Source organism: Serratia sp. 14-2641 (genome assembly GCF_001692375.1).
GTDB classification, from domain to species: Bacteria; Pseudomonadota; Gammaproteobacteria; order Enterobacterales; family Enterobacteriaceae; genus Chania; species Chania fonticola_C.
Genome location: NZ_LXKR01000028.1, coordinates 25,685 through 51,491, shown reverse-complemented (window position 1 = coordinate 51,491; position 25,807 = coordinate 25,685). Strand labels below are relative to the sequence as shown.

The following is a 25,807-nucleotide window of genomic DNA, read 5'->3' as shown; positions in this document are numbered from 1 at the left end:
TTAATAACCTCCGTTAAGCTTCTGCCTAAATCTTTCCCAATGGCATTTTCCACCAGAAACCACCGACATCGCTGAGCCTTGTACTAACGGGCAGGCAATCGTTTGTATTGCCGGGCGCGTTATTTTTGTTATGTTGGAGGGACGTGCTGTTGATTTTGGGTTGCTGCCAGTGTGGTGGCAATTTGAAAGCTATCCCCGTCGTGTGGTTTAAAGGATGACGGGTATAAAGGGGAAAACAGCCGCTTCTGAAGTCTGAACATAGGGTCGGGTAAATGGCAAAAGTATCATTGGAGAAAGACAGGATTAAGTTCCTGTTGGTAGAAGGGGTTCATCAGAGCACCGTGGATAACCTGCGTGCTGCCGGATATAGCAACATCGAATATCACAAAGGTGCGTTAGACACCGAAGCGCTGAAGGCATCGATCCGTGATGCACACTTCGTGGGTATCCGATCGCGCACGCATCTGTCCGAGGAAGTCTTCGCGGCCGCAGAGAAGCTGGTTGCGGTGGGCTGTTTCTGTATCGGCACCAACCAGGTTGATTTGAAAGCGGCGACCAAACGCGGCATTCCGGTGTTTAACGCGCCTTTCTCCAATACTCGATCCGTGGCCGAAATGGTGCTGGGTGAGCTGCTGTTGATGCTGCGCGGGATCCCAACGGCCAACGCCAAGGCACACCGTGGCCAGTGGCAGAAACTGGCCGTGGGCTCGTATGAAGCGCGGGGCAAGAAGCTGGGGATCATCGGCTATGGCCATATCGGTACTCAGCTCGGCATCCTGGCGGAAGGCCTGGGGATGAAAGTGTTCTTCTACGATATCGAGAACAAGCTGCCGCTGGGTAATGCCCAACAGGTGCGCCATCTGTCCGATCTGCTCAATATGAGCGACGTGGTCACGCTGCACGTGCCGGAAACGCTGTCGACCAAGAACATGATCGGCACCGAAGAGCTGGCGCTGATGAAGCCAGGTGCGATCCTGATCAACGCCTCACGCGGCACCGTGGTGGATATCCCGGCACTGTGTAACGCCTTGGCGAGCGACCATTTGGCCGGTGCGGCAATCGACGTGTTCCCGGAAGAGCCTGCAACCAACAGCGATCCGTTCAATTCTCCACTGTGCGAGTTCGATAACGTGTTGTTGACGCCGCATATCGGCGGTTCAACCCAGGAAGCGCAGGAGAACATCGGTGATGAAGTAGCTGGCAAGCTGGCGAAGTATTCCGATAACGGCTCAACGCTGTCTGCGGTCAACTTCCCTGAGGTGTCGCTGCCAGCACATGGCCCGAACGCCAGCCGTTTGCTGCATATTCATGAAAACCGCCCAGGCATCCTGACGCAGATTAACCAGATCTTCGCTGAAGAAGGGGTGAACATCGCGGCCCAGTATCTGCAGACCAGCTCGGAAATCGGCTACGTGGTTATCGATATCGAAGCGGAAACTGAACGTGCTGATGCAGCGTTGCAACGTATGAAAGCGATCGAAGGGACCATCCGCGCCCGCTTACTGCTGTAATCGGTAACCGACGGAACACCAAGGCCGGAGCAATCCGGCCTTTTGCTATGCGGAGATTGGCCAGGCCCAGGTTTGTGATGGGGTGATAATCTCTGGCAGAGGGATATCCCATTGCTCCACCGGCAGGGCGCTAACCTGTTGGCAATCGTGCGCAATCCCCAGCGGATAGGGGCCTGCGTGCTGCCAGTTTTGTAAGGTGCGATCGTAAAACCCGCCGCCCATCCCCAGACGTTGCCCTGCCGAATCGAAGGCGACCAGCGGCGTCAATACCACATCCAACAGTGACACAGGTAAGACGTGGCGGACATCGAGCGCTGGCTCAAGGATTTTGAAGCGGTTACTCACCAGCGGCGTTTGCGCAGTGTAATGCAGGAATAACAGGTTGCCAGGGCTGAATGGATGCAAAACGGGCAGATACACCCGTTTACCCAGCTGCCACAGCCGCTCGATCAGCGGGCCTGTATCTAGTTCGCCATCAAAAGAGAGAAACGCCGCAATGTGTCTGGCTGCCTGAATGCGTGGATGTTGCGCAATATTGCTGGCCATTTGCTGGGCGAAATCATGCTGTTGAGCGGGCGTTAAGGCACGGCGTCGTTGGCGTATTTCGTTACGGATGAGTTGGCGTTGCTGAGCGAACTGAGGTTGCAAAGACATAGTGTTAGATTCGCCAGTAGTGGTGAGTTAACACACTGAAAACGCAGGTGAAGGGATCTCCGAGATGCCGTCGCAGGCTGTAACCCTTGAACCCATGGTTCAAGGTGAACGTGCTGTCACAATCTTAAGGCTTCTCGGACGGGCCGAGCATGCACACCGATCGTGGATCATCACATTCTGTTGGTACTAAATATCGGCTCAGGGGACTGGCCCGCTGGCAAACATCTCAGAGAAATTTTTCACTCATTGCCGGAGCCTTCAACTCCAGCAACTTAAGTTATTCGAATTGTGCATCCTGACGTTCAGAGATGCGACCCTGTTCAAGCAGCGCTTGTTCAATGGTCTGTTGCAGCATACGAATTCGTTGTTCCATATTGGCCGCATAGTCACGCGTTTTCAAGCGTTCTTGAGCAAGTTCGTGACAGACGTTCAATGCTGCGATAAATACGAGTTGCTCTGTATTTGTGACTCTAGTGCGAACTTTAAGATCTTGCAACCGTTGGTTAAGATCTTCTGCTGCCATGTTCAACGCATCTTGTTGTTCTGGCGGGCAATTGACTCTTAACGAGCGGCCAAAAATTTGAATATCTACCGGTTGTGCAGACATGCCACCTTCCTGCCTAAATTTCGCGCCAGCACCGGTCAGCCATTGCCGGGCCACCGAAGCGGGCGCCACTATATATACCTGGGTACCAAGATTCAACACTTTTTCAGTACCTGGTTGTAATCTACCGCGCCTAACATTACCAAACAAAAAACGGTTGCAAAATGCGTATTTACCGTACGTTTGCCCGGACTGCGCTGATTATAACTAGCCACTGAGGTGTTGCCTCAACTGGTATACCAACGGACCTTGGTGGTAGCATAACACGAACTTATCCTGCCAACGATGACGAATGCGCATGTCTATACAGAATACATTTCCAAGTTACCAATCTTTGACCGTGGCTCTTAACCAGCAGGCGGTTGCTTTGACCGCAGCCGAGATGCACGGTTTGATCAGTGGCCTGCTGTGCGGTGGCAACCGTGATGCCAGTTGGCAGACGCTGGTGTTTGATCTGACCAACGAAGGCATTGCCTTCCCGCAGGCGTTGAGCCAACCGTTACAGCAACTGCATGAAATCACCCGTGATACGCTGGAAGATGACGAATTCATGTTCCAACTGATGATGCCGGAAGGCGAAACCGTCAGCGTGTTTGACCGTGCGGATGCCTTGGCAGGTTGGGTAAACCACTTCCTGTTGGGGCTGGGCATGATGCAGCCGAAGCTGGCGCAGGTGAAAGATGAAGTGGGCGAGGCGATCGACGATCTGCGTAATATCGCTCAACTGGGTTATGACGAAGGCGAAGACCAGGAAGAACTGGAACAGTCGCTGGAAGAAGTGGTGGAGTACGTGCGCGTTGCTGCGCTGCTTTGCCATACTGAATTTACCCGCCAGAAACCGACGGCCCCGGAAAATAAAAGGCCAACGTTGCACTGACCGGCGGATCCCACGTCCGTTGGCCGAGAGCGCTGATAACCCCTACTGACTGCGTTCAGCAGGTGGCATAAACCGATTTCAGGAGATGTGATGACCCAGCAGGAATTCCATAAACGCCGTCAGGCTTTGTTGGCACAGATGGCTCCGGCCAGCGCGGCAGTGATTTTCGCCGCACCGGAAGCGACGCGTAGTGCAGACTCTGAATATCCTTACCGTCAGAACAGTGATTTCTGGTATCTGACCGGTTTCAACGAGCCGGAAGCGGTGTTGATCCTGGTGAAGAGTGATGAAACTCATAACCACAGCGTGCTGTTCAACCGCGTACGCGATCTGACGGCAGAAATCTGGTTTGGCCGCCGTTTGGGTCAAGACGCGGCTCCGGCCAAGCTGGGGGTAGACCGCGCGCTGGCCTTCGACGAAATCAACGATCAACTGCACCTGCTGCTCAACGGCCTGGACGTGGTGTATCACGCGCAGGGGCAATATGCCTATGCCGATGAAATCCTGTTCGGCGCGCTGGATAAACTGCGTAAAGGCTTCCGCCAGAATCTGGAAGCCCCTGCAACCCTGACGGATTACCGTCCGTGGCTACATGACATGCGCCTGTTCAAATCGGCAGAAGAGGTTGCCGTTATGCGCCGCGCCGGTGAAATCAGCGCCATGGCGCATACCCGTGCGATGGAAAAGTGCCGTCCGGGCATGTTCGAATATCAGCTCGAAGGGGAGATCCTGCACGAGTTTAACCGCCTGGGCGCCCGCTTCCCGTCTTATAACACCATCGTCGGCAGCGGAGAAAATGGCTGCATCCTGCATTACACCGAAAACGAATGTGAAATGCGTGACGGTGATTTGGTGCTGATTGATGCCGGTTGTGAATATCGTGGTTATGCTGGCGATATTACCCGTACCTTCCCGGTTAACGGCAAGTTCAGTAAGCCGCAGCGTGAGGTATATGACATCGTGCTGGCGTCGATCAACAAGGCGCTGGAAATGTTTAAACCGGGTATCAGCATTCGCGAAGTGAACGATCAGGTCGTTCGCATCATGATCGCCGGATTGGTTGAGCTGGGCGTGATGAAGGGCGACGTGGAACAGCTGTTTGCCGAGCAGGCACACCGCCAGTTCTTTATGCACGGCCTGAGCCATTGGTTGGGGCTGGATGTGCATGACGTGGGCCACTATGGCTCAGCGAGCCGCGATCGCGTGCTGGAGCCAGGCATGGTGTTGACGGTAGAACCTGGCTTGTATATCGCACCGGATGCTGATGTGCCGCAGGAGTATCGCGGTATCGGTATCCGCATCGAAGATGACATCCTGATCACCCAGGACGGTAATGAGAATTTGACCGCCAGCGTGGTGAAGGATGCCGACGCGATTGAAGCCCTGATGGCGGCGGCCAGATAACATGAGCGTAATCATTGTGGGCGGTGGGATGGCGGGCGCTACGTTGGCGCTGGCGATTTCATCTTTGACTCAGGGCAAGGTGGCCGTCGATCTGGTGGAGGCAACCCTGCCAGACGATCGTGCGCATCCTGGCTTTGATGCACGGGCTATTGCTTTGGCGCAGGGAACCTGCCAACAACTGACGCGTATCGGCGTTTGGGCTGCGTTGCGGGACTGTGCCACGGCGATCACTCACGTCCACGTCAGCGATCGCGGGCATGCCGGTTTCGTGAACCTGCATGCGCAGGACTATCAGGTGGAGGCGTTGGGGCAGGTGATTGAACTGCACGACGCTGGGCAGCGGTTATTCGCCCTGCTGGCAAAGGCCCCTGGGATCACCCTGCATTGCCCGGCTAAAGTGGTCGATGTGCTGCGTACCGTCGATCGCGCTGAAGTGCAGTTGGATAACGGGCAGCGCCTGACGGGCCAGTTGCTGGTAGCGGCGGATGGTTCACGTTCGGCGCTGGCGCAGGCCTGCAATATCCAGTGGCAGCAGAGTGATTACCCGCAGTTTGCCACCATTGCCAACGTTTCGACGGCCGAGGCTCCGCAAGGGCGGGCGTTCGAACGTTTCACCCGCTACGGGCCGTTGGCGCTGTTGCCGATGTCTGGCGGGCGTAGCTCGCTGGTGTGGTGCCACGCTCGGGAAGCTCGTCAGCAGGTCGATAGCTGGAGTGATGAGCGTTTTCTCAGTGAGCTGCAACAGGCCTTCGGCTGGCGGCTGGGCAAGATGCTGAAGGCGGGTAAGCGCCACAGTTACCCCCTTAGCCTGCTGAGGGCCAATCAGCACGTTAGCCATCGTCTGGCGCTGGTTGGCAACGCGGCGCAAACGCTACATCCGATCGCCGGGCAAGGATTCAATCTGGGTTTGCGAGACGTGATGTCGCTGGCGGAAACCCTGGCAGAAGCCGCGCAGGCTGGCACCGATCTGGGTGACTATGCGCTATTGAGCCAATATCAGCGACGTCGGCAACAGGATCAGCAGGCGACCATCGGCGTCACCGACGGTTTGATCCGCCTGTTTGCCAATAGCTACGCGCCGCTGGTCGCCGGGCGTAATCTGGGGCTGATGGCAATGGAGCAGCTACCGGCCATGCGCGATGCCTTTGCCAAACGCACGTTAGGCTGGGTTGAACGCTGATTTATTCCCTCATATTCCTTGTCGGAGAGGGTTGGGTCGAAGTTGGGATGAACACTAATTTTTGCCCTACCTGCCTTGCCGAAGTAGGGCAATATTTTGATAAAAGTCACCGAATCAGCTCCCTCTCCCTGTGGGAGAGGGTTGGGGTGAGGGGCAAATTTAAGGAACTCAAGCAGCATGCAATCATTTGATGTGATTATCGCCGGTGGCGGTATGGTGGGATTGGCACTGGCCTGCGGTTTGCAGGGCAGTGGCCTGCGCATAGCGGTGCTGGAACATCGGCAGCCAGATTTATCACCGCTGCCAGAACAGCCAGCGTTGCGCGTATCTGCCATTAACGCCGCCAGCGAGCGCTTGCTGCAAAGCATTGGCGTGTGGGATGAGATCCGCAACCTGCGCGCCAGCCCGTATAACGCGATGGAAGTCTGGGATCGTGACAGCTTCGGCAAGATCGCGTTTCGCGGCGACGAATGTGGTTTCAGCCATCTCGGCCATATCATAGAAAACGAGGTGATCCAGCAGGCGCTGTGGCACAAGGCGGCCACCTTGGCCGATGTGACGTTGCTCGCCCCGGCTGCGCTGAAACAGGTGGCATGGGGGGAAAACGACGCCTTCGTCACGCTGGAAGATGGCCGTATGTTAACCGCCCGGCTGGTGATCGGTGCCGACGGAGCCAACTCCTGGCTGCGTCAGCACGCCGATATCCCGTTGACCTTCTGGGACTACCGCCACAGCGCGCTGGTGGCCACTATTCGCACCGAAGAGCCCCATTTGGCTACGGCCCGCCAGGTGTTTCATGGCGAAGGGATCCTGGCTTTCCTGCCGTTTAGCGATCCGCATTTGAGTTCTATCGTCTGGTCGGTTGCGCCAGAAGAAGCTGAACGGCTGCAACAGCTGGAACCGGAAGCCTTTAACCGCGAGCTGGCAATGACCTTCGATATGCGTCTGGGCAACTGCAAGCTTGAAAGCGAGCGGCTGACCTTCCCGCTTACCGGGCGATACGCTCGCAGCTTTGCCGCCCATCGTCTGGCGCTGGTGGGGGATGCGGCACATACCGTGCATCCACTGGCCGGACAGGGGGTGAACCTGGGCTTTATGGACGCCGCCGAGCTGATATCCGAGCTGAAACGCCTGCAACGTCAGGGCAAGGATATCGGCCAGCATCTGTATCTGCGCCGTTATGAACGCCGCCGCAAGCACGGTGCCGCAGTGATGCTGGCGAGTATGCAAGGGTTCCGCGAACTGTTTGCAGGCCATAACCCGGCGAAGAAGCTGCTGCGCGACGTGGGCTTAAGGCTGGCCGACAGTCTGCCGGGCGTGAAGCCGAAACTGGTGCGCCAGGCCATGGGGCTTAACGATTTGCCGGACTGGCTCGCCTAGTCAGCTTGGAGCTGACAAACCTCACTACGGGGCGCCACATACTGCGCCCGCGAATCTGCATGTTTACCCGTCATCGATTTCCCTTATATCTCCCTTCGTTTGAGAAATTCTAATTTAAGGCAGAATTTCTCATTACTTTTTCTAATTCCATGGTCGGTTATCAAAAACCGAAATTCTCTATCCCAGCCCCTGTTTGTTATATAACTTCGGATTTTTGCCGCTTTAATTGTTAATTTTGTGCCTCAAAGCGCATTTTTCCAGTGAAAAACTCTGCAAACTAACGCGGCATTTTACTGACCCTGAACTCGGTCGAACCTATTTTAACTTATGGTTAATAGGGGCGTTCGGTGTTAACGTCAGGGCAAAGGTATCGTTTGCGTCGTTAACCATTGGCGAGGCAATTGTGTTGAGCAGCCAGCGTGTTTCGCGCAATCAGGCCCGCGAGCTACACCCGCCTTATTGCGTAATAACACCCTGTCTTCGGCTACTTGAGTGGAAAGAGGGAAAAGATGGCAAAGCAAACCCCACTGTACGACCAGCACGTGGCGTGCGGTGCGCGCATGGTTGATTTTCATGGCTGGATGATGCCGCTGCACTATGGCTCCCAGATTGATGAACACCACGCCGTGCGTCAGGATGCCGGCATGTTCGATGTCTCCCATATGACCATCGTGGATCTGCGCGGTGCTCGTACCCGTGAATTCCTGCGTTATCTGCTGGCGAACGATGTCGCCAAACTCACTCAATCGGGTAAAGCGCTGTATACCGGCATGCTGAATGCGTCCGGCGGTGTGATCGACGATCTGATCGTCTATTTCTTTACCGAAGACTATTTCCGCCTGGTGGTGAACTCCGCCACCCGTGAAAAGGATCTGGCCTGGATCGAACAGCATGCGGCTCCGTTCAACGTTGAGCTGACGGTGCGTGACGATCTGGCGCTGGTTGCGGTGCAAGGCCCACAGGCCAAAGAGCGCGCCGCCACCTTATTTACCCCAGAACAGAAGCAGGCTGTAGAAGGCATGAAACCTTTCTTCGGCGTGCAGGCGGGGGATCTGTTTATTGCTACCACCGGCTATACCGGAGAAGCGGGCTATGAAATTGCCCTGCCGAAAGAGCAGGTGGTGGATTTCTGGCAGAAACTGCTGGCTGCTGGGGTAAAACCTGCCGGGCTGGGCGCTCGCGACACCCTGCGTTTAGAAGCCGGTATGAACCTCTACGGCCAGGAAATGGACGAAGGTGTTTCACCACTGGCTGCCAATATGGGCTGGACCGTTGCCTGGGAACCGCAGGATCGTCAGTTTATCGGCCGTGAAGCGTTGGAACAGCAGCGCGAAAATGGCACCGAACAACTGGTCGGCTTGATCATGACGGAAAAAGGCGTATTACGTAATGAGCTGCCGGTACATTTCACCGATGCTAACGGTCAACCTCAGGTTGGGGTGATCACCAGCGGTTCTTTCTCACCGACCTTGGGCTTCAGCATTGCGCTGGCAAGGGTTCCGGCCGGTATCGGTGAGCAGGCCATCGTACAGATCCGTAACCGTGAAATGCCGGTGAAAGTCTGTAAGCCAGGTTTTGTTCGTGCCGGTAAGTCACTGATCAATTAGTTTTTATTCTTCGAAGGAGTAGCAGGCCAATGAGCAATGTGCCAACAGAATTGAAATACGCCACCTCCCATGAGTGGGTGCGTGATGCAGGCAACGGCGAATACGTTGTCGGTATCACCGAACACGCGCAGGAACTGCTGGGCGATATGGTCTTTGTCGATCTGCCGGAAGTCGGCACCACGGTTTCCGCGGGTGATGACTGTGCCGTCGCAGAGTCGGTCAAGGCCGCTTCCGATATTTATGCGCCAATCAGCGGTGAGATCATCGCGGTTAACGGCGAACTGGAAAGCTCCCCAGAGCTGGTCAACAGCGAGCCATACGGTGAAGGTTGGCTGTTCCGCATCAAGGCATCCGATGCGACAGAGCTAGACAAGCTGCTAGATGCGGGTGCTTACCAGGCCTCCATCGACGAATAATCACTATCACGCCCCACTACCCTGTGGGGCGTTTTGCAGTTCAGGCTATATCCCGTACCCCGCAAGCATTCAGGAATTTGTAGCAATGACTCAGACACTCAGCCAACTTGAACACAGCGAAGCGTTCATCGAGCGCCACATCGGCTCTTCCGCAGAGCAACAGCAGCAGATGCTGGAAGCCGTGGGCGCTCGCTCGCTCAGCGCGCTGATCCAGCAGATTGTGCCAGCCGATATCCAACTGCCAGGGCCTCCGCCGGTAGGCGATGCGGCCACGGAACATCAGGCGCTGGCCGAACTGAAGGCGATTGCCTCACAGAATCAGCGCTACAAATCCTATATCGGTATGGGTTACAGCGCGGTGCTGACGCCGCCGGTGATCCTGCGCAACATGCTGGAAAACCCAGGTTGGTATACCGCTTATACCCCTTATCAGCCGGAAGTGTCGCAAGGCCGCCTTGAGGCGCTGCTCAACTTCCAGACGCTGACTCTCGATCTGACCGGGCTGGATCTGGCCTCTGCCTCTTTGCTGGATGAAGCTACCGCTGCCGCAGAAGCGATGGCGTTAGCCAAACGTGCCAGCAAACTGAAAGACGCCAACCGCTTCTTTGTGGCTGATGATGTGCACCCACAAACGCTGGACGTGGTGCGTACCCGTGCCGAGACCTTTGGCTTTGACGTGATCGTCGACAAACCGGCGAAGGTGTTGGAGCTGCAAGGCGTGTTTGGCGTACTGCTGCAACAGGTTGGCACCACCGGTGAGCTGCACGATTACAGCGCCCTGTTGGCAGAACTGAAAACGCGCAAAATCATCACCAGCATGGCAGCCGATATTATGGCGCTGGTGCTGCTGACGGCACCGGGCAAGCAAGGGGCCGACGTGGTATTCGGTTCTGCACAACGCTTTGGCGTACCAATGGGCTACGGTGGCCCACACGCGGCGTTCTTCGCCTGCCGTGACGAATTCAAACGCTCGATGCCTGGCCGTATTATCGGGGTGTCCCGCGATGCTGCCGGCAATACTGCGCTGCGTATGGCGATGCAAACCCGTGAGCAACATATCCGCCGTGAAAAGGCCAACTCGAATATCTGTACCTCGCAGGTGCTGCTGGCCAATATCGCCAGTCTGTATGCGGTGTACCATGGTCCACAAGGCCTGCAACGTATCGCCGGGCGTATCCATCGCCTGACCGATATTCTGGCCGCGGGCCTGCAACAAGCGGGTCTGACACTGCGCCATCAAACCTGGTTCGATACGCTGACCGTGGAAGTGAAAGACAAGGCGGCGGTGCTGGAACGCGCGCTGGGCTTTGGCATCAACCTGCGTACCGATATCCACGGGGCAGTCGGCATCACGCTGGATGAAGCCACTTCCCGTGAAGATGTGCAGACGCTGTTTGCCCTGTTGGCAGGCGATAACCACGGTTTGGATATTGATGCGCTGGATGCAGCCGTGAGCAAAAACAGCCAGTCGATCCCGGCGGCCATGCTGCGTAAAGATCCGATCCTCACGCATCCGGTGTTTAACCGCTATCACAGCGAAACCGAGATGATGCGCTATATGCATCGTCTGGAGCGTAAAGATCTGGCGCTGAATCAGGCGATGATCCCGCTGGGTTCCTGCACCATGAAGCTGAACGCCGCTGCGGAAATGATCCCGATCACCTGGCCTGAATTCTCTGAACTGCACCCGTTCTGCCCACCAGAGCAGGCCGCAGGTTATCAAGTGATGATTGGGCAACTTTCTCAATGGTTGGTGCAACTGACCGGTTACGATGCGGTGAGCATGCAGCCTAACTCGGGCGCTCAAGGTGAATATGCCGGTCTGCTGGCGATCCGCCGCTATCATGAAAGCCGCAATGAGGCAGGGCGTAATATCTGCCTGATCCCAAGCTCGGCGCACGGTACCAACCCGGCTTCTGCCCAGATGGCGGGCATGGGCGTGGTGGTCGTGGCCTGTGACAAGAACGGCAACATCGATCTGCACGATCTGCGGGTGAAAGCCGAGCAGGCCGGGGAAGCCCTGTCCTGCATCATGGTGACCTACCCGTCAACCCATGGCGTGTATGAAGAAACCATCCGCGAAGTGTGCCAGATCGTGCATCAGTTTGGCGGCCAGGTTTACCTTGACGGCGCCAACATGAATGCGCAGGTGGGGATCACCACACCGGGCTATATCGGCGCGGACGTATCGCACCTCAACCTGCATAAAACCTTCTGTATTCCTCACGGCGGTGGCGGCCCAGGCATGGGACCTATCGGCGTGAAGTCTCATCTGGCACCGTTCGTTCCAGGCCACAGCGTAGTACAGATTGATGGCGTCACCACCCAGCAGGGCGCGGTTTCTGCTGCACCGTTCGGCAGCGCCTCTATCTTGCCGATCAGCTGGATGTATATCCGCATGATGGGCGCGGAAGGGCTGAAGCAGGCCAGCCAGGTGGCGATCCTCAATGCCAACTACATCGCAACCCGCCTGAAAGACGCTTATCCGGTGCTGTATACCGGCCGCGATCACCGCGTGGCGCACGAATGTATTCTGGATATCCGCCCGCTGAAAGAAGAGACTGGCATCAGCGAGATGGATATCGCCAAGCGCCTGATCGACTACGGTTTCCATGCGCCGACCATGTCGTTCCCGGTGGCAGGCACGCTGATGGTTGAACCAACCGAGTCGGAAAACAAGGTGGAGCTGGATCGCTTTATTGATGCGATGCTGGCAATCCGCAGCGAGATTGACCGCGTGCAGCAAGGCGAATGGCCACTGGAAGACAACCCATTGGTCAATGCACCGCACGTGCAGGCGGAACTGGTTAACGACTGGCAGCATGCTTACAGCCGCGAGCTGGCAGTGTTCCCGATAGCGGGTGTGCGTGAGAACAAATACTGGCCGAGCGTGAAGCGCCTGGATGATGTCTACGGCGATCGTAACCTGTTCTGCTCTTGCGTACCGATGAGCGACTACGAATAACACCATCTGCCAAAACGATGATCGAGGGACACTGCATGATGCCGTGTCCCTTTTTTATTGCAGCACCGCAGCGATTGCTGTTCACTGATTAACCTATCTTTGAGCAGCAGTTGTCTGGCTTGCCCTCGTGAGTACCCGCTATTATTTCTGATCTCAACAGCAAGGAACCGTAATGACAAAAGTAGTGTTAGTGACCGGTGCCAGCCGGGGCATAGGCCGTGCGACGGCGTTATTGCTAGCTCAGCAGGGCTATGCGGTGGGTGTCAATTATCTGCGTGATAGTACTGCTGCTGAGTTAGTGGTGGCGCAGATCCGCCAACAGGGTGGCAAGGCACTGGCTCTGCAGGCAGATATCGCCGAGGAAGCAGAGGTGGTGGCGATGTTTGCCGAACTGGAAACCACGTTGGGGCCAATCAGCGCTTTGGTCAATAACGCAGGCATTCTGTTCCAACAGGCGAGCATTGAGCAACTCACCGCCGAGCGGATCAATAAGGTGCTGACGACTAACGTCACCGGGTATTTTCTCTGCTGCCGCGAAGCGGTAAAACGTATGGCGCTACGGCATGGTGGGCAGGGCGGAGCGATCGTCAACGTGTCTTCCGCAGCGTCGCGACTTGGGGCTCCGTGGGAATATATTGACTATGCGGCGTCAAAAGGGGCGGTGGATACGTTGACTACCGGTCTGGCGTTGGAAGTGGCGGCACAGGGGATACGCGTCAACTGTGTTAGGCCGGGTTGTATTTACACCGAGATGCATGCCAGCGGAGGAGAGCCGGGGCGGGTAGATCGTGTGAAGTCTGCGTTGCCAATGCAGCGGGGTGGTCAGCCAGAGGAAGTGGCGCAAGCTGTTGCCTGGCTGCTTTCCGATGCGGCGTCCTATGTCACCGGCAGTTTTATCGAAGCCGCTGGCGGACGTTAAGTACGGCAATCGCGGAGTCCCCTCACCCCGCCCCTCTCCCACAGGGAGAGGGAGCCAGTTCAGTGTGATGGTCAGGTGCCGTGATCACTCTGCTTCCCGGTGCAAAGGAAACTGATTCAGGAGGTTGGTTGGGCAGGTTTCTGTAACTGATAGCAACTCGATCGGTCCCTCTCCCAAAGGGAGAGGGAGCCAGTTAAGTGTGGTGGTCAGGTGCCGTGATCACTCTGCTTCCCGGTGCAAAGGAAACTGATTCAGGAGGTTGGTTGGGCAGGTTTCTGTAACTGATAGCAACTCGATCGGTCCCCTCTCCCTGTGGGAGAGGGTTAGGGTGAGGGGCATTACTTCAGCCAGCCTTTACGCTGTGCATCCTGCAAATGCTGCTCCAAATATTGCCACAGCTCGGGATGGATATCGGCAATCATCGTATTTCGGTCCAATACCTGTTGCAGGCTGATATCATTCTCTACCCAGCTCTGACCGCCGTTGTGCAGGTTCATCAGCATTGGCATGCAGCGATCCAGCACCAGTGCAAAGCGGGCATCGGCGCTTTCGCCTGCTTCATACTCCTGCCACAGCGCGGTGAAAACGCCACGTTGAGGTTCCGGCAATATCCCAAACAGCCGTTTTGCCGCCGCCACTTCCTGATCGTGGATCGCCGCCCGTGCCGCCAGATCGTAAACCATGACGTCACCGGCATCGATCTCGACGATATCGTGCAGCAGAGCCATCTGGATCACGCGCTGAATATTCACTTCATCGCTGGCATAAGGGGCCAGACTCAAGGCCGCAATGGCAAAGTGCCAACTGTGCTCGGCCGAATTTTCCTGACGTTGGGTGCCCATCACCTTGGTACGGCGTTGCACGCTTTTAAGTTTGTCGATTTCCATCAGAAACTGGATGGTTTGAGTCATGGAGCCAAAGTCTAACGCGGGTACAGCGGATGACATGGTACGAACCTCGAGGTGAATGATGGGGTACCCGCCGTCTTCCAGCCGTAACTGAAATCCATAGGGTGCAAAGCATATCGATTGTAGCCCAGCGGGCTGAGGATTTCGATGTTAGCGTGGTGTTACAAGCATACACAGTTTTATTTTAGCGTACACGTGTACACTGGAATCGTTCTCAGTTAATCTCATTTGCAGTTAATTCGCACAATATGCGTTGTTTTGAGGGGTTGCGCGGTATGGGGAAAAAGGACGAAGTGAAAGTCGGGGCAGACCAGTTGCCCGCCACGGCTTATCCATGGGCAGAGGAAATTGCCAATAGCATCAGCCACGGTATCGGTTTGGTGTTTGGGGTTGTCGGCCTGGTGCTGCTGTTGGTTCAGGCGGTAAACGACGGCGCTGGGGTAACGGCCATCACCAGTTATAGCCTGTATGGCGGCAGTATGATCCTGCTGTACCTGGCTTCTACGCTGTATCATGCTATTCCACATCAGGGAGCCAAGCACTGGCTGAAAAAATTTGACCACTGCGCTATCTACCTGCTGATCGCCGGAACCTATACGCCATTCCTGCTGGTGGGCCTGGACTCACCGTTGGCGCGAGGGCTGATGGTGGTGATCTGGGGGCTGGCGCTGTTCGGCGTGATTTTCAAACTGGCATTTGCACACCGTTTCGAGGTGCTGTCGCTGGTGACCTATCTAACCATGGGCTGGTTGTCGCTGATCGTGATATATCAGTTGGCAATGCGCCTGGACGTCGGTGGAGTCACTTTACTGGCGGTGGGCGGTGTGGTGTATACGCTAGGGGTGATTTTCTACGCCTCGAAACGCTTCCGTTTTGGCCATGCGATCTGGCACGGTTTTGTGCTCGGCGGCAGTGTGTGCCACTTCATGGCGATCTACCTTTACGTATAACCTGCCCGTCTGTTGTCGATATATTGCCAAAGCGTTTCTTTTGGGTTAAAAAGAGGCGCTTGTTTCTTTCGGGTATCCAGCAAGCCTTAGCTTTATTTCTGAGCCCGCCAAACCTCTCGCTTTCAAGTCGCAGGGGGTTGGCTGCGCTTGCTGCTGGCTGACCTGCATCTTGAGATCTATGGGGTATTTGCACCTTCCGGTGCCTTTAATCATTACCCAGGACTCTTCACTATGATCGTTCGTTTATCCAAAGCCCTGCTGGTTTGCGCTATTGCGCTATTTGCCTCACTGGTAGCCTTTGGCAATATCACCGATTACGACACCAACTTCGCTTTCGTACGCCATGTTTTTATGATGGATACGATCTTCCCTGATGCCACTATCACCTATCGTTCCATTCAGTCGCCATGGCTGCATCAGGTGGGATATATCGGCATTATTGCGTTGGAAACCCTTACCGCTATTTTGTGTTGGATTGGGGGGATCCGCCTGCTGTGTGGCCTGAAATTGCCTGCGGCCAGCTTTAACCGGGCCAAGACTTTTGCCATCGCAGGGTTGACGTTAGGCTTCCTCACCTGGCAGGTGGCCTTTATGTCGGTTGGGGGCGAGTGGTTTGGCATGTGGATGTCAAAACAGTGGAACGGGGTGCCCGATGCCTTCCGCTTCTTTGTCACTATTTTGCTGGTGCTGATTTATCTGGTGCCGCGTGATGGGGAATTGGACGAATAACTCGTCTGGCCGCAGGCGCGATGCCTGCGGCCAAACCACTTACTTTTCTTCTGCCAGTGAGTAAGGCAGAGGCTTGATGGCGAGCTGACTGCTGGCATCATCGCGTACGCGCAGCACGCTGTCCGCTTCCAGATCGTTATTCATCACCACCTGTACCCACAGCGTTCCGTCAGCCAGCGAGATTGCCGCCAGCACGCTGCCGGTGCGGCGCCAGTTGTCACCCAGCTTCAACTCCAGATCGTCACCCGCCTGTGGAGCTTGGCTGCCTTTACCTTCCAGCCAGTACAGGGCACGTTTGTTGGCCCCTCGGAACTTGGCGCGAGCCACCATTTCCTGCCCGGTGTAGCAGCCTTTGCTGAAGCTGATCCCCTCCAGCGCCTGAAGATTGGTCGCCTGAGGGATCAACTGCGCACTGTTTGCTGCATCAATCACCGGATAACCGGCCTCGATATCCAGTGCCAGCCATTGGCGGCTGTCGTTCAGCTCAGCCTGTCCTTCCAGCTTGGAGGCTAGCAGAGCGGCGGTTTCTGCCGTGGTAATCAGCACAAAACGTTCTGCTGGCAGCGCAAAGTGCAGCAAGGTGGTATCGCTATCTTGCACCACTTGATGTTCTGCATCCGGCAGGGTGCTAAACACCTTCGCCAATGCGGCCCGCGCCTCAAGGCCAGCGAGGCCCAGCAGCACCGCATTGCTGTCTGCCGCGATGGTGATTTTGGAGAACACCGCGTATTTCTTTATTTCCGCCAGTTGGCTTTCCAGCACGCTGCGGCGCTCAAGATAGGCAAAGCCTTCACCGCGGTAGAATAAACGCAGGTTGCTCCACATTTTGCCTTTGGCATCGCAATGGCCGCACAGCACGTGTTGATCGGCCGCCAGTTTGTCGATATCAGCCGTTACCTGGCCTTGAAGATATTTTACCGTGTCTGGCCCGCTCAACTGCACCATGGCCCAATCTTCCAGTGAGATCAGCGTCAGTGGCAAATGGGAAGAGGCGGAAGGTTGACGGGGTGGAAAAGGAATATTGAACGCCATAATCGGTTCCTGCTGCATGTTTAGCATACCTGTTGGGGTTGCTACCATGGTAAAAGAGGTGGCTGGCTTTGCAAACAGTTATTACCAGGCAGCGCTTTTTTTGACATTTTACGTTTTGTTGGGTGAACGCCCTTCCCGGCGAGTATGTCAAATTGTTACTCTAGGCGCTTACGGCCAACGAGACCCAATTGCACCCAAATCGTTGGCTGACGGAATTAAATTGCGCGCGCGTTGCCATACCAAGTGTCGGTTGCCCAAGAGCATGGCAAGCCATGCCGAAAAGAGGTTAGTCATAACAACATGGATATTAATAATAAAGCACGTATTCACTGGGCCTGCCGCCGCGGCATGCGCGAGTTGGATATCTCGATCATGCCGTTTTTCGAACATGAATACGATACGCTGAGTGATGCAGACAAGGCCGTATTCATCCGCTTGCTCGAATGTGACGACCCCGATTTGTTCAACTGGCTGATGAATCATGGCGCTCCGCAGGATCAAGATCTGCAGAGAATGGTGTCCCTGATCCAAATGCGAAATAAAGCCCGTGGCCCAGTGGCGATGTGATGTCCGCGTTTCCTGGCGTACCCAGTTAGTCTCATTGCTGACTCACGGCCTGCTCATTTTGCTGATCCTGATCGCCCCGTGGCCGGAAGGCTATGGCCCGATCTGGTTAGTGCTGTTGACGTTGGTGGTGTTTGAGTGCATTCGCAGCCAAAAGCGCATTGCATCCAGGCAGGGAGAACTGCGGTTGCTGGCTGAACGCCGGATTGAGTGGCATGGCCAGGAATGGCTGATGGTGAACAAGCCCTGGATGCCTGGGTTCGGTATTTTGCTGTCGCTTCAACAGATCGACGGCAAGAAACGCCATCGGCTGTGGTTGGCTTCGGATTCCATGAGCAAAGCGGATTGGCGTCAACTGCGTCAACGGTTGTTGTTTGAACAATCCGCTACCGACGAGGACGTATAATGAAACCGCTGCTTTGGCTGGTAGAAGACGAGCCCAGCATTGCGGATACGCTGATTTATACCCTGGAGAGCGAAGGCTTTCAGGTGCGTTGGTTTGAACGTGGCGAGCCTGCTTTACAGGCTTTGCAACAGGGCTTACCGGCGTTGGTGATCCTCGACGTCGGCCTGCCCGATATCAACGGTTTTGAGCTTTGCCGTCGGCTGCTGGCGCAGGCGGCGGATTTACCGATCCTGTTTCTTACTGCCCGTAGCGGCGAGCTCGATCGCCTGATCGGGCTGGAAATCGGTGCCGATGACTATGTCGCCAAGCCCTTTTCCCCGCGTGAGGTCAGCGCCCGCGTGCGCACGATCCTACGGCGTTTACACAAGCAGCAGCGCTTGCAACAGCCTGCCCTTTATCATTTTGGTGCCTTCAGCCTGGATGAAGAGGGGGCCACGATCTGCTACCACCAACAGCCGTTGCCGCTGACCCGCTATGAATTCTTGTTGCTGAAAACCCTGTTGCAAGCGCCTGGCCGGGTGTTCTCCCGCCAGCAGTTGATGGACATCGTTTGGGCACAGGCGGAAGAGAGCCTGGATCGTACCGTTGATACCCATATCAAAACGCTGCGGGCCAAACTGCGGGCAATCGACGCCGCAGAACCCCCGATCCATACCCATCGTGGCTTAGGCTATAGCGTGAGCCGCCAGCCATGAGGATTGGCCTGCGCCTGCTGTTGGGCTATTTCCTGATTGTGGCGGTGGCGGGCTATTTCGTACTGAGCATTTTCGTGCAGGAGGTCAAACCTGGCGTACGGCGTGCCACTGAAGGCACGCTGGTGGATACCGCCAACTTGCTGGCACAGGTGGCGCGGCTGGATATGAGACATGGGGATGCGGCAAAAGGTCAGTTGGCACAGGCTATCGCCCAACTAAATCAGCGGCCGATCGGGGCCAATATTGCCGGGATCCGTAAAGATCGTAACGAATATCGCGTCTATCTTACCGATGGGCGCGGCAAGGTGATTTTCGATTCATCAGGCCAGGCGCTGGGGCAGGATTACTCCCGCTGGAACGATGTTTATCTGACATTACGTGGCCAATACGGTGCGCGTAGTACCCGGACGATTGCCGATGATGAGAGCAGTTCGGTGATGTACGTGGCCGCACCGGTAGTGGAGCAAGGGCAGATTATCGGCGTGTTGAGCGTCGGCAAGCCTAACAGCACCATGGCACCGGTGATCCGCCGCAGCGAGCGGCGTATTTTGCTGGCGGGTGCTGTGTTGCTGGGGATTGCGCTAGCGATCGGGCTGGGCTTCGTCTGGTGGATTAATCGCTCGATCAACCGCCTGGTGAGTTATGCCGACGGAGTGGCGCACGGCGAGGCGGTGCCGTTACCACGCATGGGCAGCGTTGAACTTACCCAACTGGCGCAAGCGCTGGAAAGCATGCGTATGAAGCTGGAAGGCAAGGCTTACATTGAACAGTATGTGCATACCCTGACTCATGAACTGAAAAGCCCGCTGGCGGCGATCCGTGGCGCGGCGGAACTATTGCAGGAGTCACCGCCTCCGGCGACGGCAAAACGCTTTTTGACCAACATCGAACAGCAGAGCGCTCGCATTCAGCAATTGGTCGATAAGCTGTTGGTGCAGGCGCAGTTAGAAAGCCGGCCCGGTTTGGAACTGGCTGCGGTAGCGATGGTGCCGTTAATCCGGCAGATTGTCGCGGGTAAAGAAGCACAGGCGGCGCAGCGTGGTGTCACGATTGAATTGGGAGCGTTGGCGGAAGCATCGCTGACTGGAGATGCGTTTTTACTTGGGCAGGCGCTGAGCAACCTACTGGATAATGCCCTGGATTTCACCCCGGTGGGTGGCTCGGTTAGCATTGATGGCGAGCGGTTAGAGCATCATTACCAAATCACCCTTTGCGATACTGGCAGCGGCATACCCGACTATGCGCTGGATAAAGTGTTTGAACGCTTCTATTCCCTGGCGCGGGAAGATAAACCCAAGAGCAGCGGTCTGGGCCTGAACTTCGTGCAGGAAGTGGCGCGCCTGCATCGTGGCACCATCCGTTTGCAAAACCTGCAACCCACCGGCGCGAAGGCCGTTCTCACTTTACCTCTCTGATTACAACTTTTTGTCCGCACTTCACCTTCTCTTCACATAACCACATTCTGATTTCACTTGCCGACTTTATCGTAGCGACATTACCTACAAGGAGTCTGCCACGATGTTTAAATCGGTACTGTTTTGGAAAATAACCACCCTGCTGGGATTGATGATCCTGATGATGATCCCGGTGGGCATGCTCATGGATGTGGTACAGGAACGCAGCGGCTATCGCCAGAGCGTGGTGGGGCAAGTGAGTGAAAGCACCAGCCGGGCGCAGCGTATTCTTGGGCCAGTGATCGTGATCCCGTACACCTTGCGCGAAGAGAAGAAAAACGAAAAAGGTGAAATCAAGATAGAGACCAGCCGCTATCAACGCTTTGTCTTGCCCGAATCCTTGGTGGTGAATGGCAGGCCCAACGTTGAGATCCGCAAGCTGGGTATCTACCAGACTCAGGTGTATCAGGGGCCACTGGATTTCCAGGTGAAATTCGGCCAACCTGATCTGGAGGATTTGCAGCATAGCAACATTACGGTCGGCCAACCCTTCCTGATGCTGTCATTAAGCGATTCTCGTGGTATCAAAAGCATCTCTGCCCTCAACGGCATTCAACAGCAGGCCAAGTTTGAACCGGGTACTTTGGTCAGCGGGCTTTCTCAGGGGATCCATGCACCGCTGGCCCTGGCCTCGTTGCAGAAAGAAGGGCTGACGGCGGATTTCACACTGAACCTGGCAGGGACCAGCAGCTTGTCCCTGGTGCCGGTAGGGCGCAGTTCCGAGTTGCTATTACAAAGCAACTGGCCGCACCCGAACTTCCTCGGCAACTTCCTGCCGGATGAGCGCAAGGTGACCGATAAAGGCTTCTCTGCCCGCTGGCGCAGCACCTGGTTTGCCAACAACATTAATAGCGCCTTCATGTATGACAACGGCATTATGGAAGAGGAAAAGCTGCCGACCTTCACGACTAGCCTGATCGAACCGGTCGATCACTATCAATTGACCGAGCGAGCGGTGAAGTATGCGGTGCTGTTCCTGGGGCTGACGTTTATGGCGTTCTTCCTGTTCGAAACCCTGACCGGGCTGCGGGTACACCCGATCCAGTATCTGCTGGTGGGGGCGGCACTGGTGCTGTTCTACCTGATCCTGCTGGCTTTCTCGGAACATCTGGGATTCGACGTAGCCTACCTGCTGGCAAGCGTGGCCTGTAGTGGACTGATTGCCTTCTACCTCAGCGCCGTGCTGCGCGGGATGCGCCGTGGCATGCTGTTCGCCGCCAGTCTGCTCCTGCTGTATGGCATTCTGTATATGCTGTTGCAGTCGGAAGATAACGCGCTGGTATTAGGTTCGGTGCTGCTGTTCGGGGTGCTGGCAGGCATTATGCTGCTGACGCGAAAACTGGACTGGTATCAGGTGGCCGACCCGGCTCGCTTGAAGGGCAACGCTGCTGAGCCAGAAACCGCTGAGACGCCAGCCAGTAATGGCGAGAGCCGTTTCAGGTTGTGGAAATAAGGACTTTGTTGGGCGCGATATCGCGCCCAATTTCGTTACAGCAGCGGTTCCATTTCCAGCAGGATCTGTTCACACCACTGTTGCAGGCGTTCTTCGCTCAGATCGTACTGGTTCACCTCATCCAGCGCCAGGCCAACAAAGTGTTTGCCGTCGGCGCTGAGCGGTTTGGGGCTGGTGAATTCAAACCCGTCAATCGGCCAGAAACCGATAAACTGCACGCCCTGCGGGGCAAGCTGGTCGTGCAACATCCCCAGCGCATCCAGGAACCATTCGCCATAACCCAACTGATCGCCCATCCCGTACATGGCGACAATCTTGCCTTTCAGGTCTAGTTCAGTCAGTTGCGGCCAGATCGCTTCCCAATCCTCTTGCAGCTCACCAAAATCCCAGGTTGGAATACCCAGGATCAGGATGGAATAGTCTTCCATCAGCTTGGGAGAAACGTCTTTCAGGTTGTGCAGGTCGACCAGGTCTTCACCCAGAATCTCACGGATTTTTTCTGCCGCCATCTCGGTGTAGCAGGTGCTGGAGCCGTAAAACAGACCAATCTTCATATTTAAACCGTTTATAATGCCGTGTGTAGAATTGCAACGAGTATACCTTAAGGCATAATGCCTGTGGCATATACCCGTCGTCTTTCAAGCTGCAGCTTGAAATCCATAGGGTATGAAGATAATGAAGAGGGGACCGCGTGCAACAGCAAGACAGTGCGCTGATTGAGCAATTCCTGGATGCGTTGTGGATCGAACGCAATCTGGCAGAGAATACGCTGGCCTCTTATCGGCTCGATTTACAGGCGCTGGCCGGTTGGCTGGCTCTCAACAACCGCAGCCTTTTACAGGCCGAAGCTCTGGACTTACAGGCCTTTCTCGCCGAACGGGTAGAGGGAGGATACAAAGCGACCAGCTCAGCCAGGTTGTTAAGCGCGATGCGCCGCCTGTTCCAATATCTCAACCGTGAAAAAATGCGGGCGGATGACCCCACCGCGTTGCTGGCCTCGCCCAAATTACCGCAGCGGTTACCCAAGGATCTGAGCGAAGCGCAGGTTGAGGCCTTGCTACAGGCGCCTTGCGTCGATCAACCGTTGGAGCTGCGTGACAAGGCTATGCTCGAGGTGTTGTATGCCACCGGCTTGCGCGTGTCGGAGCTGGTGGGGTTGACCATCAGCGATGTCAGCCTGCGCCAGGGCGTGGTGCGGGTGATCGGTAAAGGCAACAAAGAGCGCCTGGTGCCGTTGGGCGAAGAAGCGGTGTACTGGATCGAAAATTATCTGGAACACGGCAGGCCCTGGATGCTGAACGGCCAGACGCTGGATGTGCTGTTTCCCAGCAACCGCAGCCAGCAAATGACCCGCCAGACGTTCTGGCATCGGATTAAACACTATGCGATCCTAGCGGGTATCGACAGCGAACGGCTGTCTCCGCATGTGCTGCGCCATGCTTTCGCCACCCATTTACTGAACCATGGGGCCGATCTTCGTGTCGTACAGATGTTATTGGGGCATAGCGACCTCTCAACCACACAAATTTATACTCATGTAGCCACTGAAAGATTGAAACAGCTACATCAACAGCATCACCCGCGCGCCTGACGCGCAGGGATCGAAAGGATTGGAAGAATGAAAAAAGGTTTAATGCTGCTCTCCCTGCTGGTGGCCTCGGTTACCGGCGCGGCCCATGCTGACGATGCAGCCATTCAGAAAGCACTAGGTAGCCTGGGCATTAAGCAGGCAGACGTGCAACCCTCGCCGGTCGCCGGTTTGAAAACCGTATTGACCGAAGGCGGCACGCTGTATGTGACGGAAGATGGCAAACACGTGCTGCAAGGGCCGCTGTTTGACGTCAGCGGCGGTGAGCCGGTCAACGTGACTAATCAACTGTTGATGACCCGTCTGGAAGCGCTGAAAGATCAGATGATCGTCTACAAAGCGGCGAAAGAGAAACACGTGATCACCGTGTTTACCGATATCACCTGTGGCTATTGCCATAAGCTGCACGAGCAGATGAAAGAGTACAACGATCTGGGGATCACCGTGCGCTATCTGGCGTTCCCGCGTCAGGGCCTGGAATCTCAGGCAGAGAAAGATATGCGTTCCATCTGGTGTACCGCAGACCGGGCTAAAGCCTTCGATGCCGCCATGAAGGGCGACGCAGTGTCTCCGGCAACCTGCAAAACCGATATCAGCCAGCATTATGCACTGGGCGTACAGTTTGGTATCAACGGTACTCCGGCTATCGTGCTGAAAAATGGCATGGTTGTCCCTGGCTACCAAGGGCCGAAAGAGATGGCCGCGATGTTGGATGCGCATGCAGCCTCCGCAGCCACGAAATAAGTCACGGTGAGTATTAAAACCCAATTACGCCGCCGCGAGGCGGCAGATGCCAGCCATTTACCCGCCAGCCTGCCCCCCCTGTTGCGTCGTTTATACGCGTTGCGTGGAGTTAAGGGCGAGCAGGAACTGGAGCGTAGCGTCAAGGGCATGTTGCCTTGGCAACAGTTAAGCGGTATCGATGCTGCGGTAGCGATATTGCAGCAGGCACTGGCCGATGGTCGTCGCATCATGGTGGTGGGCGACTTTGATGCAGATGGTGCCACCAGTACCGCACTGACGGTGCTGGCCTTGCGTAGCATGGGCTGTAGCTCCATCGAATATCTGGTGCCCAACCGTTTTGAAGATGGCTATGGCCTGAGCCCTGAAGTGGTGGAACAGGCGGCAGCTCGGGGTGCCGAGCTGATCGTTACGGTTGATAACGGCATCTCTTCTCATGCGGGTGTAGACGTTGCGCACGGCTTGGGAATACAGGTGCTGGTCACCGATCACCATCTGCCGGGCGATACGCTGCCTGCGGCAGAGGCGATCGTTAACCCGAACCTGCGTGACTGTGATTTTCCCTCCAAATCCCTGGCTGGTGTTGGCGTTGCCTTCTATCTGATGTTGGCGTTGCGGGCCAAGCTGCGTGACAGCGGCTGGTTCGAACAGCGTGCGCTGGCTATGCCTAATTTGGCCGAATTACTGGATCTGGTGGCATTGGGCACGGTGGCAGACGTGGTGCCGCTGGATGCCAACAACCGTATTCTGGTGTATCAGGGGCTGAACCGCATCCGGGCTGGCAAGTGTCGGCCAGGTATCCGCGCTTTGCTGGAGGTGGCCAACCGCGATGCGCGGCAATTGGCCGCTAGCGATCTCGGTTTTGCCCTTGGGCCACGGCTGAACGCGGCAGGGCGGCTGGACGATATGTCGATCGGCGTAGCCATGCTGTTGAGCGACGATATTGCCCAGGCGCGTATGCTGGCCAACGATCTCGACGCGCTCAACCACACCCGGCGTGAGATTGAGCAGGGGATGCAGGTGGAAGCGCTGGAGCTGTGCGATCAACTGGAGCGCACGACCACTGAACTGCCTTACGGGTTGGCGATGTATCACCCGGAGTGGCATCAGGGCGTGGTAGGCATTCTGGCTTCGCGTATCAAAGAGCGTTTCCATCGCCCGGTGATCGCCTTTGCCCCTGCGGGCGACGGCATTCTGAAAGGCTCTGGCCGCTCGGTGGCCGGGTTGCATATGCGTGATGCGCTGGAGCGGCTCGATACCCTGAATCCTGGGCTGATGATGAAGTTCGGCGGCCATGCGATGGCGGCGGGCTTGTCGTTGGAGGAGGCCAAGTTTGACGAGTTTCGCCAGCGTTTTGGCGAACTGGTCGGCGAATGGCTAGATCCCGCCATGCTGGAAGGTGTGATCTGGTCGGACGGCGAACTGATGATGCAAGAACTGACCCTGACCACTGCAGAACTTCTACGTGAGGGCGGGCCGTGGGGGCAGGCGTTTCCTGAGCCAACCTTTGACGGCAAGTTCCGTATCCTGCAACAGCGGCTGGTGGGCGAAAAACACCTGAAGCTGATGATCGAACCGCTTGGTGGTGGCCCATTGCTGGACGGCATCGCCTTCAACATCGATACCACGCAGTGGCCGGACAGCAGCATCAAAGAAGTGGAACTGGCGTATAAGCTGGACGTGAATGAGTTCCGTGGTAACCGTAACGTGCAGTTGCTAATCCAACACCTCTGGCCGCGTTAACCGGTTTATCAGGGCACCTTCGGGTGC

General features: G+C 56.1%; 24 protein-coding genes and 1 other RNA gene. 19 read left to right on the top strand and 6 right to left on the bottom strand.

The window, feature by feature from the left end:
• Positions 1–272 precede the first annotated feature (272 nt).
• Positions 273–1,511, top strand: a complete 1,239-nt coding sequence (serA, locus tag A6U95_RS10740; RefSeq protein ID WP_024486383.1) for a phosphoglycerate dehydrogenase — start codon at positions 273–275, stop codon at positions 1,509–1,511.
• A gap of 45 nt (positions 1,512–1,556) precedes the next feature.
• Here serA and A6U95_RS10735 read toward each other — a convergent pair whose 3' ends face one another.
• The 3 genes from A6U95_RS10735 to zapA form a co-directional block, all read right to left on the bottom strand.
• The gene (locus tag A6U95_RS10735; protein ID WP_065684490.1) at positions 1,557–2,165 is read right to left on the bottom strand and encodes a 5-formyltetrahydrofolate cyclo-ligase; all 609 of its coding nucleotides are present in this window, start codon (positions 2,163–2,165) and stop codon (positions 1,557–1,559) included.
• Positions 2,166–2,217: 52 nt separating this feature from the next.
• A non-coding RNA gene (ssrS, locus tag A6U95_RS10730) (6S RNA) lies at positions 2,218–2,401 on the bottom strand.
• Between the two features lie 41 nt (positions 2,402–2,442).
• The gene (gene zapA, locus A6U95_RS10725; protein ID WP_021179791.1) at positions 2,443–2,772 is read right to left on the bottom strand and encodes a cell division protein ZapA; all 330 of its coding nucleotides are present in this window, start codon (positions 2,770–2,772) and stop codon (positions 2,443–2,445) included.
• A 295-nt stretch (positions 2,773–3,067) separates the two neighbouring features.
• Here zapA and A6U95_RS10720 point away from each other — a divergent pair, with 295 nt between their 5' ends.
• The 8 genes from A6U95_RS10720 to A6U95_RS10685 all read left to right on the top strand — a co-directional run bounded on the left by A6U95_RS10720 (position 3,068) and on the right by A6U95_RS10685 (position 13,517).
• Positions 3,068–3,646, top strand: coding sequence for a YecA family protein (locus A6U95_RS10720; RefSeq protein ID WP_024486381.1), 579 nt, complete (start codon positions 3,068–3,070; stop codon positions 3,644–3,646).
• Positions 3,647–3,736: 90 nt separating this feature from the next.
• A complete protein-coding gene (gene pepP / locus A6U95_RS10715; protein ID WP_021806207.1) occupies positions 3,737–5,050 on the top strand; it encodes a Xaa-Pro aminopeptidase in 1,314 nt (437 codons plus the stop codon).
• Between the two features lies 1 nt (position 5,051).
• Entirely contained in the window at positions 5,052–6,230 is a 1,179-nt protein-coding gene (gene ubiH / locus A6U95_RS10710) for a 2-octaprenyl-6-methoxyphenyl hydroxylase (protein WP_065684489.1), read from the top strand.
• Positions 6,231–6,407: 177 nt separating this feature from the next.
• On the top strand, positions 6,408–7,610 hold the full coding sequence (gene ubiI, locus A6U95_RS10705; RefSeq protein WP_024530755.1) for an FAD-dependent 2-octaprenylphenol hydroxylase: 1,203 nt from the start codon (positions 6,408–6,410) through the stop codon (positions 7,608–7,610).
• Positions 7,611–8,119: 509 nt separating this feature from the next.
• Positions 8,120–9,217 carry a glycine cleavage system aminomethyltransferase GcvT gene (gene gcvT / locus A6U95_RS10700; RefSeq protein WP_065684488.1) on the top strand — a complete coding sequence of 366 codons (1,098 nt, stop codon included), beginning with the start codon at positions 8,120–8,122 and terminating at the stop codon, positions 9,215–9,217.
• Between the two features lie 29 nt (positions 9,218–9,246).
• Positions 9,247–9,633, top strand: a complete 387-nt coding sequence (gene gcvH / locus A6U95_RS10695; protein ID WP_065684487.1) for a glycine cleavage system protein GcvH — start codon at positions 9,247–9,249, stop codon at positions 9,631–9,633.
• An 85-nt stretch (positions 9,634–9,718) separates the two neighbouring features.
• Positions 9,719–12,598 (top strand): aminomethyl-transferring glycine dehydrogenase, encoded by a 2,880-nt coding sequence (gene gcvP / locus A6U95_RS10690; RefSeq protein WP_065684486.1) that lies wholly within the window; start codon positions 9,719–9,721, stop codon positions 12,596–12,598.
• A gap of 172 nt (positions 12,599–12,770) precedes the next feature.
• The gene (locus tag A6U95_RS10685) at positions 12,771–13,517 is read left to right on the top strand and encodes an SDR family oxidoreductase (RefSeq protein WP_065684485.1); all 747 of its coding nucleotides are present in this window, start codon (positions 12,771–12,773) and stop codon (positions 13,515–13,517) included.
• Positions 13,518–13,855: 338 nt separating this feature from the next.
• Here A6U95_RS10685 and A6U95_RS10680 read toward each other — a convergent pair whose 3' ends face one another.
• Positions 13,856–14,464, bottom strand: a complete 609-nt coding sequence (locus A6U95_RS10680) for an HD domain-containing protein (protein WP_065684484.1) — start codon at positions 14,462–14,464, stop codon at positions 13,856–13,858.
• Positions 14,465–14,700: 236 nt separating this feature from the next.
• Between A6U95_RS10680 and A6U95_RS10675 the strand changes: the two genes are divergently transcribed.
• Positions 14,701–15,375 (top strand): hemolysin III family protein, encoded by a 675-nt coding sequence (locus tag A6U95_RS10675; RefSeq protein WP_065684483.1) that lies wholly within the window; start codon positions 14,701–14,703, stop codon positions 15,373–15,375.
• A 231-nt stretch (positions 15,376–15,606) separates the two neighbouring features.
• On the top strand, positions 15,607–16,104 hold the full coding sequence (locus tag A6U95_RS10670; protein WP_021179803.1) for a DUF2165 domain-containing protein: 498 nt from the start codon (positions 15,607–15,609) through the stop codon (positions 16,102–16,104).
• A gap of 39 nt (positions 16,105–16,143) precedes the next feature.
• Here the strand turns inward: A6U95_RS10670 and ygfZ are convergent, their stop codons facing one another.
• Positions 16,144–17,136, bottom strand: a complete 993-nt coding sequence (ygfZ, locus tag A6U95_RS10665) for a tRNA-modifying protein YgfZ (RefSeq protein ID WP_065684795.1) — start codon at positions 17,134–17,136, stop codon at positions 16,144–16,146.
• A gap of 300 nt (positions 17,137–17,436) precedes the next feature.
• Between ygfZ and sdhE the strand changes: the two genes are divergently transcribed.
• The 5 genes from sdhE to creD all read left to right on the top strand — a co-directional run bounded on the left by sdhE (position 17,437) and on the right by creD (position 21,708).
• Positions 17,437–17,703 (top strand): FAD assembly factor SdhE, encoded by a 267-nt coding sequence (gene sdhE, locus A6U95_RS10660; RefSeq protein ID WP_021179805.1) that lies wholly within the window; start codon positions 17,437–17,439, stop codon positions 17,701–17,703.
• Complete coding sequence (locus A6U95_RS10655) at positions 17,684–18,106, top strand: protein YgfX (protein WP_065684482.1); 423 nt, start codon at positions 17,684–17,686, stop codon at positions 18,104–18,106. Before sdhE ends, A6U95_RS10655 begins: the two co-directional genes overlap by 20 nt.
• A complete protein-coding gene (gene creB, locus A6U95_RS10650; protein ID WP_065684481.1) occupies positions 18,106–18,801 on the top strand; it encodes a two-component system response regulator CreB in 696 nt (231 codons plus the stop codon). Before A6U95_RS10655 ends, creB begins: the two co-directional genes overlap by 1 nt.
• Positions 18,798–20,216, top strand: coding sequence for a two-component system sensor histidine kinase CreC (gene creC, locus A6U95_RS10645; RefSeq protein ID WP_065684480.1), 1,419 nt, complete (start codon positions 18,798–18,800; stop codon positions 20,214–20,216). The genes creB and creC overlap by 4 nt, the downstream gene beginning before the upstream one ends.
• A gap of 103 nt (positions 20,217–20,319) precedes the next feature.
• A complete protein-coding gene (gene creD, locus A6U95_RS10640) occupies positions 20,320–21,708 on the top strand; it encodes a cell envelope integrity protein CreD (protein WP_065684479.1) in 1,389 nt (462 codons plus the stop codon).
• 35 nt (positions 21,709–21,743) lie between these two features.
• On the opposite strand, the gene fldB is transcribed toward creD, so the two are convergent.
• On the bottom strand, positions 21,744–22,262 hold the full coding sequence (gene fldB / locus A6U95_RS10635; RefSeq protein WP_021179810.1) for a flavodoxin FldB: 519 nt from the start codon (positions 22,260–22,262) through the stop codon (positions 21,744–21,746).
• A 137-nt stretch (positions 22,263–22,399) separates the two neighbouring features.
• On the opposite strand from fldB, the gene xerD reads away from it, so the two are divergent.
• From xerD to recJ, 3 genes are read left to right on the top strand one after another with little or no spacing between them, the layout of a single operon-like run.
• Positions 22,400–23,299, top strand: coding sequence for a site-specific tyrosine recombinase XerD (gene xerD, locus A6U95_RS10630; RefSeq protein ID WP_021179811.1), 900 nt, complete (start codon positions 22,400–22,402; stop codon positions 23,297–23,299).
• Positions 23,300–23,326: 27 nt separating this feature from the next.
• Positions 23,327–24,040, top strand: coding sequence for a bifunctional protein-disulfide isomerase/oxidoreductase DsbC (gene dsbC, locus A6U95_RS10625; protein WP_024530768.1), 714 nt, complete (start codon positions 23,327–23,329; stop codon positions 24,038–24,040).
• Positions 24,041–24,046: 6 nt separating this feature from the next.
• A complete protein-coding gene (gene recJ, locus A6U95_RS10620; RefSeq protein WP_065684478.1) occupies positions 24,047–25,780 on the top strand; it encodes a single-stranded-DNA-specific exonuclease RecJ in 1,734 nt (577 codons plus the stop codon).
• Positions 25,781–25,807 lie beyond the last annotated feature (27 nt).